Annotated in this window: 10 protein-coding genes; 2 read left to right on the top strand and 8 right to left on the bottom strand. The window is 34.1% G+C overall.

Annotated features, from left to right (window positions below; all coding sequences use genetic code 11):
* Positions 1-23: 23 nt before the first annotated feature.
* Together ABNT22_RS17515 and ABNT22_RS17520 are read right to left on the bottom strand one after the other, a co-directional pair.
* Complete coding sequence (locus tag ABNT22_RS17515) at positions 24-3,182, bottom strand: TAT-variant-translocated molybdopterin oxidoreductase (RefSeq protein ID WP_348718000.1); 3,159 nt, start codon at positions 3,180-3,182, stop codon at positions 24-26.
* Positions 3,183-3,214: 32 nt separating this feature from the next.
* Positions 3,215-4,507 carry a c-type cytochrome gene (locus tag ABNT22_RS17520; protein ID WP_348718001.1) on the bottom strand — a complete coding sequence of 431 codons (1,293 nt, stop codon included), beginning with the start codon at positions 4,505-4,507 and terminating at the stop codon, positions 3,215-3,217.
* A 216-nt stretch (positions 4,508-4,723) separates the two neighbouring features.
* Here ABNT22_RS17520 and ABNT22_RS17525 point away from each other — a divergent pair, with 216 nt between their 5' ends.
* Positions 4,724-5,086, top strand: coding sequence for an SPOR domain-containing protein (locus ABNT22_RS17525; protein ID WP_348718002.1), 363 nt, complete (start codon positions 4,724-4,726; stop codon positions 5,084-5,086).
* A gap of 48 nt (positions 5,087-5,134) precedes the next feature.
* Here the strand turns inward: ABNT22_RS17525 and ABNT22_RS17530 are convergent, their stop codons facing one another.
* The 4 genes from ABNT22_RS17530 to rimP form a co-directional block, all read right to left on the bottom strand.
* Positions 5,135-5,560 (bottom strand): hypothetical protein, encoded by a 426-nt coding sequence (locus ABNT22_RS17530; protein WP_348718003.1) that lies wholly within the window; start codon positions 5,558-5,560, stop codon positions 5,135-5,137.
* Positions 5,561-5,729: 169 nt separating this feature from the next.
* Positions 5,730-8,621 carry a translation initiation factor IF-2 gene (gene infB, locus ABNT22_RS17535; protein ID WP_348718004.1) on the bottom strand — a complete coding sequence of 964 codons (2,892 nt, stop codon included), beginning with the start codon at positions 8,619-8,621 and terminating at the stop codon, positions 5,730-5,732.
* 131 nt (positions 8,622-8,752) lie between these two features.
* On the bottom strand, positions 8,753-10,009 hold the full coding sequence (gene nusA, locus ABNT22_RS17540; protein WP_348718005.1) for a transcription termination factor NusA: 1,257 nt from the start codon (positions 10,007-10,009) through the stop codon (positions 8,753-8,755).
* Positions 10,010-10,021: 12 nt separating this feature from the next.
* Positions 10,022-10,483: a ribosome assembly cofactor RimP gene (rimP, locus tag ABNT22_RS17545; protein ID WP_348718006.1), complete on the bottom strand. Its 462-nt coding sequence runs from the start codon at positions 10,481-10,483 to the stop codon at positions 10,022-10,024.
* A gap of 151 nt (positions 10,484-10,634) precedes the next feature.
* Between rimP and ABNT22_RS17550 the strand changes: the two genes are divergently transcribed.
* Positions 10,635-11,462 carry a universal stress protein gene (locus ABNT22_RS17550; RefSeq protein WP_348718008.1) on the top strand — a complete coding sequence of 276 codons (828 nt, stop codon included), beginning with the start codon at positions 10,635-10,637 and terminating at the stop codon, positions 11,460-11,462.
* Positions 11,463-12,096: 634 nt separating this feature from the next.
* Here ABNT22_RS17550 and ABNT22_RS17555 read toward each other — a convergent pair.
* Positions 12,097-13,095: a glycosyltransferase family 4 protein gene (locus ABNT22_RS17555; RefSeq protein WP_348718009.1), complete on the bottom strand. Its 999-nt coding sequence runs from the start codon at positions 13,093-13,095 to the stop codon at positions 12,097-12,099.
* The gene (locus ABNT22_RS17560) at positions 13,096-13,848 is read right to left on the bottom strand and encodes a hypothetical protein (RefSeq protein WP_348727183.1); all 753 of its coding nucleotides are present in this window, start codon (positions 13,846-13,848) and stop codon (positions 13,096-13,098) included.
* Positions 13,849-13,929: the final 81 nt, after the last annotated feature.

Here is a 13,929-nt window from a genome sequence, read left to right on the forward strand (position 1 = left end):
CTATATACTTATTAATTTTATTATTAAGCTTCGTTTGTATTTTTAACTTTCACTTGGTAAACTACATTTGGCTTAGTACCAATATAATCTAACACATGGAAAGCTCTTCTATCCTCTTTTAATGCTGCAACAGTATCTTCTGTGTTATTCACATCACCAAATACCATAGATCCATTAGAACAAGCTTGAGAACATGCAGTTTGGAATTCATTCTTCTTAACTGCTCTTCCTTCTTTCTTCGCTTTTAAGATAGTTGCTTGTGTCATTTGGATACACATAGAACACTTCTCCATAACTCCACGAGAACGAACTACTACGTCTGGGTTTAACACCATCTTACCGTATTCGTTATTCATGTTGAAATCGAACTCACTGTTATCAGCATAGTTAAACCAGTTGAAACGACGCACTCTATATGGACAGTTGTTTGCACAATAACGAGTACCAACACAACGGTTATAAGCCATTTGGTTTTGACCTTGACGACCATGAGAAGTTGCCGCTACTGGACATACTGTTTCACATGGAGCGTGGTTACAGTGCTGACACATCATTGGTTGGAAAGTAACCTCTGGGTTTTCAGCTGGATTTTCTAAAGCATCGAATAAATCTCCTTTACTCAGCTTTAAAATCTTCTCTGTATACTTTCTTTCAATGTCTTGGTTTGCAATACCTGGATTCTCAGCTTTAAACTGCTCCATTGTTGGTAATGGTTGTCCATTTTCATCATTACCATATTGCTTATCTTCTACAGTAGAAGAATAGTAACGATCAATACGTAACCAAGCCATATCTCTACCAACTCTCATTTCATCTTTACCTACAACAGGAACGTTGTTTTCTGCGTGACATGCAATAACACATGCTCCACAACCTGTACAAGATGTTAAGTCGATAGATAAGTTAAAGTGGTGTCCTAACGTTCTATCATGCTCATCCCATAAATCAATCTTGCTACCTTCAGTTTCTTGGTGATCATAAGATACCATGAAAGGTTTATTCCAAGTATGTTTAGGGTCTAATGATTTATCGTTTACTTCTTTTAAAGAAGCTTCTCTTAAAATATCATGACGACCAGCTAATGTGCTTTGAACCTGCATACAAGCAAACTTATGCATTCCACTAGCCTTTTCAATAGAAACATTGTATTGAATGTTGTTTCCATTTTTATAGAACGGATATGCGTTGATACCTACTTGCATTTCGTCTTTCATTCCGTGCTTACGTCCATAACCTAAAGCTAAACCAATAGATCCTTTAGCTTGACCAGGTTGGATGATTACAGGAATGTTATTTATTGTTACTCCGTTAACCGTTACGTTAGCGTAGTTACCATCAATTGCTCCGTTATCTTTTACCGGGTTTGTAAAATCTAACTCTTTAGCATCTGCCATAGATACTGTTAAGTAGTTATCCCAAGAAGCACGTGTAATTGGATCTGGTAATTCTTGTAACCAAGGGTTATTCGCTTGTTTACCATCTCCTAATGCAGTTGATGAATATAAGTTTAATTCAAATTTAGAAGAATTGTTCGCTTCTCTTACTAAAGCAACTGCAGCAGCATTTACATCTACTTCGTTGTTTGTTACTTCTTCAGAAGCTACTACTTCTTTTTTAAAGAATCCATCATGTAAAGCCTCGTTCCAAGAGCTACCTCCTAAAACATTTGTACTCCAGAATTCTTTTAATGTATCGTAATAGTTTACAGTACTACCAGACCACTTCAATAACACATCTTGTAACTGGCGTGTATTGAATAATGGTTGAATAGTAGGTTGTACTAATCCGTACGTTCCTTCTTCAACCATCACATCTCCCCATGATTCTAGGAAGTGTGGTGCAGGTAATGCATATTCTGTTGCAGCTGCCGTGTCATCATTCTGAGTAGATAACGCAACTGATAATTTTAGTTTCTTTAATCCTTCAGCAAAATCAGCAGCATTTGCTAATGAATATACTGGGTTCACGTTGTAAGAGATTAAACCTCCAACTTTTCCAGCTTTCATATCTGCTACTAATTGAGTAACCTCAGTATCGTTTCCTTGTCTTGTATAACGAGCGTTAGTTACATCAGCTATTTCACTGTTTAATGCTTTGTTGATTGCTAACGCAATTAACTGTGCATTTTTATCATTTAATCCTGTAACAACAACTCCTTTAGAACCAGCTTTCTTTAAATCTTCAGCTAACTTTTTTACTTGAGCATCTACTGGAGTAGCTTTTGATGGTAAGTTTCCTCCTGTTACAGCATTATATAAATTAATTAATGCAAATACCTGTTGAGATGGTTTTAATACCAAACGCTTATCAGCATTTGCACCAGTCAATGACATATTACTTTCTAATTGAACATGGTAAGACATTTTACCAGTATTCGCTTGTCTTCCTTCTGAATAAGACTTTTCATAACCTCCTTGCCAATCTCCTAAGAAATCAGCTCCGATAGAAGCTATTACTGCTGCCTTTCCAAAGTTATAGTTAGGTAAAGCACGCTTACCGTACATTGCTTCAAAAGCATCTAATGCACCACTTTCAGAAATAGCATCGTAAGACACTTGCTTTACATTTGGATACTTAGCAATAAAATCTGCAATTACTTTGTCAGTTGAAGGACTTGCTAACGTACCAGTTAATAAAACTACTGATTCATTTGCATCTCTTAACTGCTCTAATTTTGCAACGATTTCTTTATCTGCATCAGCCCAAGTAATTACAGAACCTCCTTTAGTTGGTTCCTTTAAACGTAATTTCTCATCGTATAAAGATAAAACAGAAGCTTGCACTCTTGCATTGGTTTCTCCTCCTGCTTCTTTATTAGGCATGATTTGAATTGGACGCCCTTCACGAGTTTTAATTAAAACATTTGCAAAGTCAAATCCGTTTGCCATAGTAGTTGCATACCAATCAGCAACACCTACTACAATATCATTTGGTTGTACTACATAAGGAATCGATTTACGTACCGGTCCTTCACAAGCTGCTAAAGAAGCTGCTGCCGTTGTAAAACCAACATATTTTAAGAAATCTCTACGAGATGTTGATGTATTCTCTAAAGTTTCCTTATCACCTAAAAACTCATCCGTAGGAATTTCTTGAACAAACTCCTTATTACGTAGCGTTTCAACAATAGAACCTTCTTTCAGTTCTTCAACACTTTGCCAGTATTTTTTGTTTGAAGCCATTTATATATGTGTTTTTCTACTTTCTTAATTGATTAATAGTGGCACTTACCACACTCTTTTCCACCTAACTGTGCAATCGTAACTTGATCTACTCCGTACTTCTTAGCTAATTCTGCATGAATCTTAGCATAGTACTCATTTCCTTTCAAGTCTACTTTTGTCTCTTTATGACAATCGATACACCATCCCATAGTTAAAGAAGAGTATTGGTATACTTCTTCCATTTCTTCAACTGGACCGTGACATTTTTGACACTTAACTCCGGCAACTGTTACGTGCTGCGAGTGGTTAAAGTATGCAAAATCTGGCAAGTTGTGTACGCGAACCCATTTTACTGGCTTCGTATTACCTGTATATTCTAATTTATCAGCATCCCATCCAGCTGCTTCGTAAATCTTAGCGATTTCTTTATCTAAATCAGTCTTTGTTAACGTATGATCATCCATTACAACTTTAGTATCGTCAGCTACTTCTGAAATATTTTTATGACAGTTCATACAAACATTTACTGAAGGAATTCCTGAATGCTTACTATGCTTTGCAGCAGAGTGACAGTATTGACAATCAATCTTGTTATCTCCTGCGTGAATCTTGTGTGAGAATGCAATTGGTTGAATTGGCTGATATCCTTCATCAACACCTACTTTAAACAATGTTCCAAATAAAACATATGCAGTCATTAATGCACCAAAAATCACAAATAACACATGTAAGAAAGTGTTTTGCTTGATTCCTGCCCACAACTCAGAAGCTTGCCCCATTAAACCAGGAGTCTTAGGAGCTCCTTTTAACTCACTGATGGTTTTTAACAAACTACCAATAATTAAAAACGCTACTACGATTGCCGCTGCTAAAATGTAGATTAACCATTTTGGAGCCGACTTCTCTTTAGTATCTCCTCCGTTAACTACCACTTCCTGACCAGGCCTAGGCATCTCTCCAACAGTTGTATAGTAAAGAATATCATCAATATTCTTATCTGTTAACTGAGGAAAAGCAGTCATATTTGACTGGTTGTACTCTTCAAAGATTGCAATTGCATCTTTATCTCCCGAAGCTCTTAACGCAGCATTATCTTTAATCCACGCTTTTAACCAATCATTCTCTCTTCTTTCTTCTATACCACCTAACGCTGGCCCTACTAACTTCTTATCTAGCTTGTGACAAGAAGCACAAAGTGATTTAAATAATTTCTTACCTTCCTTTTGGCGAGCCTCATCAATATCTTGTGAGTACGCCGAAAAACTTAACGATAAAACTAAAAGAAAAACAAAACTCTGAAGGAGCTTTTGAGTAAATCTGTTGTGATGTTTCACACTTTTCATACTGTAAAATATATTTTTTGTATCTATTTTGGTACAATTTTTTCTGTTTCAACTAAGCATAATTAGTCCACAGAAAGTTGCACAAAAGTACTACTTCTGTCTAAAATGTGAAATGTTAAGAGAATCCTAATTTATAATTTATACTAATTCTAAATAAGAATACTTAGCAATGTATTAACCAACAACTCGTTACTTTTGTAAAAAGAAATCAGAATTATGAAAAAACCACAATTAATAAGCAGTATTTTAATTGTTCTTTTCTTTAGTGTTTACAGTGCTACGGCACAAAGCAAACTAACTAATGACAAGAGTATTAATTCTTTAATTGAGAAGAAGAGAGAATTTAACAAACAAAACAAAAAAGGGTTTCGTATTCAGTTATATAACGGTCTTGAAAGAACGGCTAAAAGTATTCAAGGAAGATTTAGAGTTGAGTATCCGAATGTTCGCACTAAGTTAAGTTATGATTCTCCAGAATGGAAAATTCAAGTAGGAAACTACAAAACACGTTTGGATGCAGATAGAGCTCTTAATAAAATTAGAGAAAAATTTTCTGGAGCTATTGTTGTTCCATTATAAAAAACACATATCAAACAAAAAACCGAGCGATGGCTCGGTTTTTTGTTTTTAGTCTACTCCTCCTATGAGTTTATTTAAATACTGTTCTAGGGGTTTTAATTCTTTTGGGGCATTACCAGCATCAAATGTACTCGACTTATAACTTGAGCCTCCCACTTTAACAACAAAGTCTCCGTGCAATGCTCCATCGGTCATTCTCTTTTGCGAGGGCGCTTTTAAAGACGACATAGCCTCTAAATTCAAACCTTTCACAAGCTCTCCTAATTTAGCTAACTGCTCTTTTGTTAAGTCAACCTCTTTATTACCGTAATTACCTTTATAAAGTACCTTATCCTTGTTTACTTTTATGCTTATATGTGTTCCTCTAGTACGCGCATTATATTCAATTTCATCAAATGTCTTTCCGCTACTTTGAGCCATACTACTCAATACCGCAAACAGCATCAATATTGGAACAAATCTTCTTAACTTCATAATTAATATTGTCTTTTAATTTCGATAAATATAAAAAAAGTAGCCAAATAGAGCACTCTTTTCATTCTCAATTCTAACAAATTCCTTGCCACAAGCCTCCATCTCTTTTTTCAACTTCATAAAAAAAGCGCCTTAAACAAGGCGCTTTTTACTATATTTTATAGAACAATTACTTTAATTTCTTCTTTACAGCTACTTCCGTATACACTTCTAACATGTCATACTCTTTAATATCATTGTAATTCTTAATTTGTAAACCACAATCGTATCCTTTAGTAACTTCTTTTACATCATCTTTAAATCGTTTTAACGATGCTAATTCTCCATCATGAACAACAATTCCTTCACGGATAATACGCACTTTAGCGTCTCTAGTAATCTTACCACTCATTACCATACAACCTGCAATGTTTCCAACTTTAGAAATTTTATAAACTTCTCTAATTTCAACATTACCCATAACCTCTTCTTTCATTTCAGGCGATAACATACCTTCCATTGCATCTTTCAGGTCATTAATTGCATCATAGATGATTGAATATGTTCTGATATCCACTTCTTCCTTATCGGCAATCGTACGAGCATTTCCTTGCGGACGTACGTTAAATCCAACAATAATTGCATCCGAAGCAGAAGCTAATAACACATCAGATTCTGTAATTGCTCCAACTCCTTTATGTAAGATGTTAACTTGAATTTCTTCTGTAGATAATTTCTGGAATGAATCTGTTAATGCTTCTACTGAACCATCCACATCTCCTTTTAAGATTAAGTTTAACTCTTTGAAATCTCCTAAGGCAATACGACGTCCAATTTCGTCTAAAGTTAATGTCTTCTGAGTTCTTACAGATTGTTCACGCTGTAATTGAGAACGTTTTGCTGCAATTTGCTTCGCTTCACGCTCGTCATCAAATACATTAAACTTATCACCTGCTTGAGGAGCTCCATCTAAACCTAAAATTGATACTGGTGTTGAAGGACCCGCTTCTTTCACTTTGTTTCCACGCTCATCAAACATTGCACGTACCTTACCACTATGCTTACCTGCTAACAAGTAATCTCCAATACGTAATGTACCCGCTTGTACTAAGATTGTCGAAACATATCCACGTCCCTTATCTAACTGTGCTTCTACCACAGTACCTACAGCATTCTTATCTGAATTTGCTTTTAATTCTAACACCTCTGCCTCTAACAATACTTTTTCTAATAACTCGTCAACTCCTTGACCTGTCTTTGCAGAAATTTCTTGCGATTGAATGTTACCACCCCAGTCTTCAACTAATAAGTTCATTGTAGAAAGTTGTGTTCTAATATTATCTGGGTTTGCATTTGGCTTATCAATTTTGTTAATCGCAAAAATGATTGGTACTCCTGCCGCCTGCGCGTGAGATATTGCTTCTTTTGTTTGAGGCATTACATCGTCATCCGCAGCAATTACAATAATTACGATATCCGTAACTTGTGCTCCACGAGCACGCATTGCTGTAAAGGCCTCGTGACCTGGTGTATCTAAGAAAGCAATCTTTTGACCATCTTCTAATGTTACCCCGTATGCTCCAATATGCTGTGTAATTCCTCCACTTTCACCTGCAATTACATTCGCTTTACGAACATAATCTAATAACGATGTTTTACCGTGATCTACGTGACCCATAACAGTTACAATCGGTGCACGTGGTGTTAAATCTTCTGGATTATCTTCAACTTCTTCAATAGACTCTTCTACTTCAGCTCCTACGAATTCTACTTTATAGTTAAACTCTTCAGCAACAATTTGAAGTGTTTCAGCATCTAAACGTTGATTCATGGTTACCATCATTCCTAACATCATACATGCAGAAATGATATCTGTAACTGGCTTATCCATCATTGTAGCAACTTCAGAAACCGTAACAAACTCAGTTACCTTTAACACTTTACTTTCTGCTTGAGCTGCTTGTAATTCTGCCTCAGCTTGTTGACGGTGTTGATCTCTTTTGTCTCTACGGTATTTTGCTCCTTTTCCTTTCTTAGATTTCCCTTGAAGTTTTTCTAAGGTTTCTCTTACTTGTTTTTGGATTTGTGCTTCTGTTAGTTCTTCTTTTTGAACTACAGGACGTCTACCCCTTCCTCTATTTTGACCCCCACGGTTTTGACCTCCACGGTTTTGGCCTCCTCTGTTCTGACCTCCTCTATTTTGACCTCCACGGTTATTTCCTTGACCTTGTTGTTGATTAGTTCCACCAGCTCCAGGCTTACTGATTCTCTTACGCTTTTTTCTAGCATCAGCATTCCCTCCAGACTTATTGTCTTGCTTTGCATCTGGCTTCTTCTTTTTTGGTCTTTCAAATTGCTTTAAATCAATTTTTTGACCAGTAATCTTAGGTCCATCTAACTTCTTATACTGAGTTTTAATTTTCTCAGCATTTTCTGGAGTTATCTCTACAGGTTTTTCTACTTTTTTTGCTTCCACTGGTTTAACGACCTTTTTAGGAGCTTCAACTTTTACCTGCTTAACTTCTTTCTTCTTTTCTTCAAGTATAACCTTTTTAACTGGCGCTGGCTTTGGCTCTTCTTTTTTAGTTACTTCAACTTTTTTAACAGGTGCTGGTTTTGGCTCTTCTTTTACCTTCTCTTCAACCTTAACTTCTTTAACGACTTCTGGTTTAGACTCAGGTTTTGGCTCTTCTTTCTCCTCTACAGCTTCTACTTTTTTACCAGTAGAAATATCAATCTTTCCAATTGTTTTTACCTCTAATTTTTCTGCTTTAGCTTTTAAAACTTCTTGTTTCTTAACTTCTTCTTCAAGACGTTTCTTTTCTTGCTCAGCTTCTAATTGTTGACGAATAGCCTCTTTTTCTTTTCTCTTTTCTTCGGTAACTTCTTTCGATGCTACTTTTTTAGATTTATCTGTTTGAAAACCATCAAGCAATACCTGATATTCTGTATCAGAAATCTTAGTGGTAGGGCGTGCTTCTATTTCAAAGCCTTTTTTTTCTAAATGCTCTACCGCTCTATCTAAAGAAATATTTAACTCTCTTAAAACTTTGTTTAGTCTTAACTTTTTGCCTTCAGCCATATATTGTTTTATACTTTTTACTCAAAAAACACACTTTACAACCAGTGTAGTTATGTTTTTTTTCTTTTGTGCCTGTTTATTTTACGAAGGTAAACAAACTAAAAACCTTTATTCTAAAAAAATCACTTTTATTAGTCTTCGAACTCTTCTCTTAAAATTCTTTGAACCTCTAAAATAGTTTCTTCTTCTAAATCTGTTCTTTGTAAAAGCATAGATACATCTTTTTCTAAAACACTTTTTGCTGTATCTAAACCAATCTTCTTGAATTCTTCAATTACCCAAGCTTCGATTTCATCTGAGAATTCAGTTAATTCTACATCTTCTTCTTCAATCCCTTCTCTTTGAACATCAATTTCATATCCAGTTAACTGACTTGCTAAACGAATATTAACACCAGATCTACCAATTGCCTTAGAAACCTCTTCTGGTTTTAATAAAACATTTACACGTCCTTTTTTCCCATCTTTTTCTTCTTCAAATTTTTCAATTTCTACAGAAGTTACTTTTGCTGGACTTAACGCTCTTGCGATAAATAAGTTTTCGTTTTTTGTATAATTGATTACATCAATATTTTCATTTCCTAACTCGCGAACAATACCATGAATACGAGATCCTTTTACTCCAACACACGCTCCAACTGGATCGATTCTATCATCGTAAGAATCTACGGCTATTTTCGCTTTATCTCCAGGGATTCTTGCTACACCTTCAATTGTAATTAAACCATCGAAAACTTCAGGAATCTCTTGCTCAAACAATTTCACTAAAAACTCAGGTGATGTTCTAGATAAAATAATTGCTGGTTTGTTCCCTCTCAATTCTACTGACTTGATAACACCTCTTACTGCATCTCCTTTTCTAAAAAAGTCAGAACGGATCTGCTCTGTTTTAGGTAACACTATCTCATTCCCTTCATCATCTAATAAAATAACTGCATTATGTCTAATATGATGTACCTCTGCACTATATATATCACCCACTAAATCTTTAAATTGTTTAAAGACATTCGTGCTATCATGCTCATGAATTTTAGAGATTAAATTTTGACGTAAAGCTAAAATGGCGCGTCGACCTAAATCTATTAACTTAACTTCTTCCGATACATCTTCTCCAATTTCAAAATCAGGCTCAATCTTTCTTGCTTCAGACAACTCAATTTCTTCGTTATCATCTTCTGACATTCCATCAGCAACTACAACTCGATTTCTCCAAATCTCTAAATCTCCTTTATCTGGATTAATAATAATATCAAAATTATCGTCAGAACCAAACTTACGCTTTAATGCTGCACGAAACACTTCTTCTAAAATAGACATTAGTGTTACCCTATCAATACTCTTATTATCTTTAAAATCTGAAAATGATTCTATTAACGCAATATTTTCCATTTCACCTTATTGTTAAAATATAATCTTCACTTTTGCTTCTTTAATCTCATCATACGCTAGTGTTTTCTCTTTTTCTACCGTATGCTTTCCTTTACCTATTGGTTTAGGCTCTCTAGTTTTCCAGTGTAACGTAATATCACTATCAGTTACCTCAGTTAACGTACCTTCAAATTCTTCAGTTTCCGTTTTCACCTTTAGAATTCTACTCACATTCTTTTTATACTGTCTTCTAACCATTAAAGGATGTGCAATATCTGGTGTAGTTACCTCTAGTGAGAAATCTTCTTCTTCTCGATCTAAATTATGTTCTATATTTCTACTTATTCGAACACATTCGCTTAAAGGAACTCCTGCATCTCCATCTACAATGACCTTAATCTTACTATTTGCAAGAAACTGCAAATCAATCAAAAACAATGATTCATTCTCCGCCAACGCCTCTTGTAATAACTCTTTAACTCTCTCTTGATTCATTCTAGGTATAAAAAGAGGGGACTCACGTCCCCTTCATTTATCTTGTTTATAAATTTCGATGCAAATATAGTAAGTAATTCATTAATATACAAATAGCTTTGCACTGTATTTTTTCCTATCTTTATGAGACTCTCTCTTAAAACCCACCTTTATGAAAAAAATACTAATTCCTATCGATTTCTCTAAGCATTCAGAATATGCTGCAACACTAGCTTCTAGGATAATTGAAAAAACTAAAAGCGAGGTACATTTATTACATTTAATTGAGATTCCTTCTGGAATTGTAGACATGGGAGCAGGGTCTAATTTCAGCATCCCTGAAAGTATGTTATACATCCGAACAATTAGAGATAAACTTGTTACATTTAAAGAAACCTTTTTTGACAATCCAAACAATGTAAAACATGCCATTCGATTTCAAAATCCTTTTGAAGGAATTAGAGATTACTCAACAAAAATAGGCGCCAATCTCATTATTATGGGATCTAAAGGGCACACCGCATTAGATGAAATTTTAATTGGTTCAAATACAGAAAAAACAGTTAGAAGCTTAAACATTCCTGTATTAGTAACCAAAAAAGATAGTAATGATTTTAAGTTTGATAAAATGGCATTTGCTTCTACTTTTGAAAAAGATGAAGACGAAGCTTTAAAAGGCTTTTTAGATTTCGCTACAGCTTTTAACCCTGACATTTATTTCTTAAAAATCAACACTCCACAAAAATTTCAAAACACAACAGAAGCTAAACAAATTGTAGAAAAATTCGTTTCTAAATATAACATTCCTAAATATCACATTTCTATATACAATGATAAAAGTGTAGTTGAAGGTATTCTTAATTTTTCAGACGAAAACAATATTGACCTAGTTTCTATTGCAACACATGGCAGAAGTGGACTCTCTCGTTTTTTTAACGGAAGTATATCCCTTGATCTTTCCAATAATGTCTTAAAACCTGTATTAACATTTAAGATCTAACATAGGAACTCTTTTTATATAAAAAAGCTAAATTGATGAATCAATTTAGCTTTTCTTTTTAATCATTGCTAATTAAAACTTTATATATGGAGTGTATTTAGAGGAACTAAAAAACGTAAACCTAAAGTGAAAGAAATCCTCTAAAATACACCCCCTCTATAAGAACTCTTATTATTTTTCTATGTTTCTTAATAGTTGGCTCTATAAACATCTTAGCATTTAAACATCAAACAACAGATGCAAAACGCAATTTGATTTATGTGTTACTTCACAAAACCATATGTCATTTTAAAAAAATCGGATATAATTGCTCTATCCTTGGCCCGAGTTAGTGTTTTTTGTGGGGTATTTAAAGAGGTATAAACTTTTCAAGAAGAAATAGATAGGAGTTTTTAATGTAATCTATTTCCTTATGAGAACAAATTTAAAAAATAAACTTCTAAACTCCATAGCTACCAAGTTAGACATTACAAAAAAGGGGATAAACCCTTAAAGAAAAAATCTTATGAAAGACCAAGTTGTAAATCCCACTTTTCCAAGTAAAACCAACTTCTATGACTATATTGTAACTTCTTTACAACCATAAAAAAAGATACTTTTACAACAATAGTTTACCAAGAGTATAAAGGGGTAATCACCCTGTTATCCCCTTGTATACTTTAAACAATTCTTCCGCTTCTTTCTTAGCACTCCAATTTTGAACAATCTCTTTTCTTCCTTCTTCTCCTAAGTCCTTAGACCCATCTTCAACTAAATTAAAGAGTATTTTCTCAAGCTCCTGAAAACTACCTGCCTCAAACAAATAACCAGACTTATTATTGGTAATCAATTCAGAATGAACACCTACATCTTTTGTTGCAACAACTGTATTTCCACATGACATGGCTTCAGCACAAACTAAAGAAAAACCTTCAGTAAAAGAAGGAACTACTGCAACTTTCGCTGCTTGATAATACATTACAATATCTGGAGTCTCATCTACAAAGTACACTTGATTTACAACATCATGTTTATTAACAATAGTTTTCATCTCTTCTAAAAATGGTGGTTTATCAACCTTACCCACAATTACCAAAGCCCAATCTCGATTATTTTTCAGTACTTCTACAGCTCCTTCCAATAAAACTATTTGCCCTTTGGCCTTTCGAACTCTTCCTGCGCAAATAATTATATTTTCTTGCTGAACATTACTTAGAGAAACATTTTCTTTAGGATGAAACATATCTGTATTCACACCATGTGCTACTTTTGTATTTTCTATTCCCAAAGCTTGATGCATCGAATTTGTTAAGGTAATAACCGAATCTGATTTTTTAAGCAAGAACCTAGTTAAACCAGAAGGTTTACTCTCTGCATGACGAGTAGAAACCAACTTAAATTTCGCCCCTAAAAGACGATAATAAAGCATTTTCATTATCTCATTATTTCTATGACAATGAACCACTACTTTTTTATCAGAGAAAATCAACTTTTTTAATTCTTTAGTAGAAATCTTTTCTCCATCAACTCCATATCCATATAAATAAGTAGGCGCTATTTTTTGTAGATAAGGCATTACATTTTCTACACTTCTTGTAACACCAGTTCTTCGCTTATGAAAATGTGTATGAACTACTATTATATCAGATTTCATTTAAGCAAATCTTCTTTCAATTATTTCCAATAAACGGGTTTCATAAGTTTCTTTTTCTGACCAGTCATAATCCGGCTTCACCATTTTAGTGATAAACTTTTTTGCCTCTTTTTCTGTTTTCATTGTATTTAATTGAGATACTACTCGATTAAAATCTGCTTGATCTCCATTAAACAAATGTTTCACAAAAGCAATACGATCATTTAAATCAATTTGAATTGAACTTTGCAAACGATCATTCAATGTTTTTTTAACTTCTGCTTTTTCAAATAGATTTGCCATCACATCAACTGGGAGTGTATCTTCTAACTCCTCTTCTAACGTTGGTGTTTTTCTTTCTCCTACATCTTTAACATCATTCTTGGTAGTGTCATTATTAAACAATATTTCTTCTAATTCATCAAAAGGTTGTTCTATAATCTCTTCTACCAACTTCAACTCAATCTTTTCTTCCGTTATTTCCTCGATTACTTTTTCAGCAATCTCTTCTGCCTCTTGTTCTACTTCCGCTTCTATATCTTCTTCTAATTGATGAATAATCCTATCCTCTTCAACTAACGGTTCTTCAATTTTATTTTGACTTTCTATCCTTTTTACTTCAGCAAGAGACACCTCTTCTAACAACTCTTCTTTGGTTTTTGTTGCATTAGGTGTATTATTTATATACTCCTCTACATAAGCCAATACAGATAGCTTTTCATAAACTTCATGTGCTTTTTCCTTCAACGCAAACACATCGTCTTTATTTTTCATTTTTAAAATGCTGTGTGCTAAACTAGTTAAATCGGATGCAAGTTTTTTGTGCATAAGTTGTTGTTTGAATTTAATATTTAC

It is taken from the genome of Tenacibaculum sp. 190130A14a, from assembly GCF_964048965.1.
In the GTDB taxonomy this organism is placed as follows: domain Bacteria; phylum Bacteroidota; class Bacteroidia; order Flavobacteriales; family Flavobacteriaceae; genus Polaribacter; species Polaribacter polynesiense.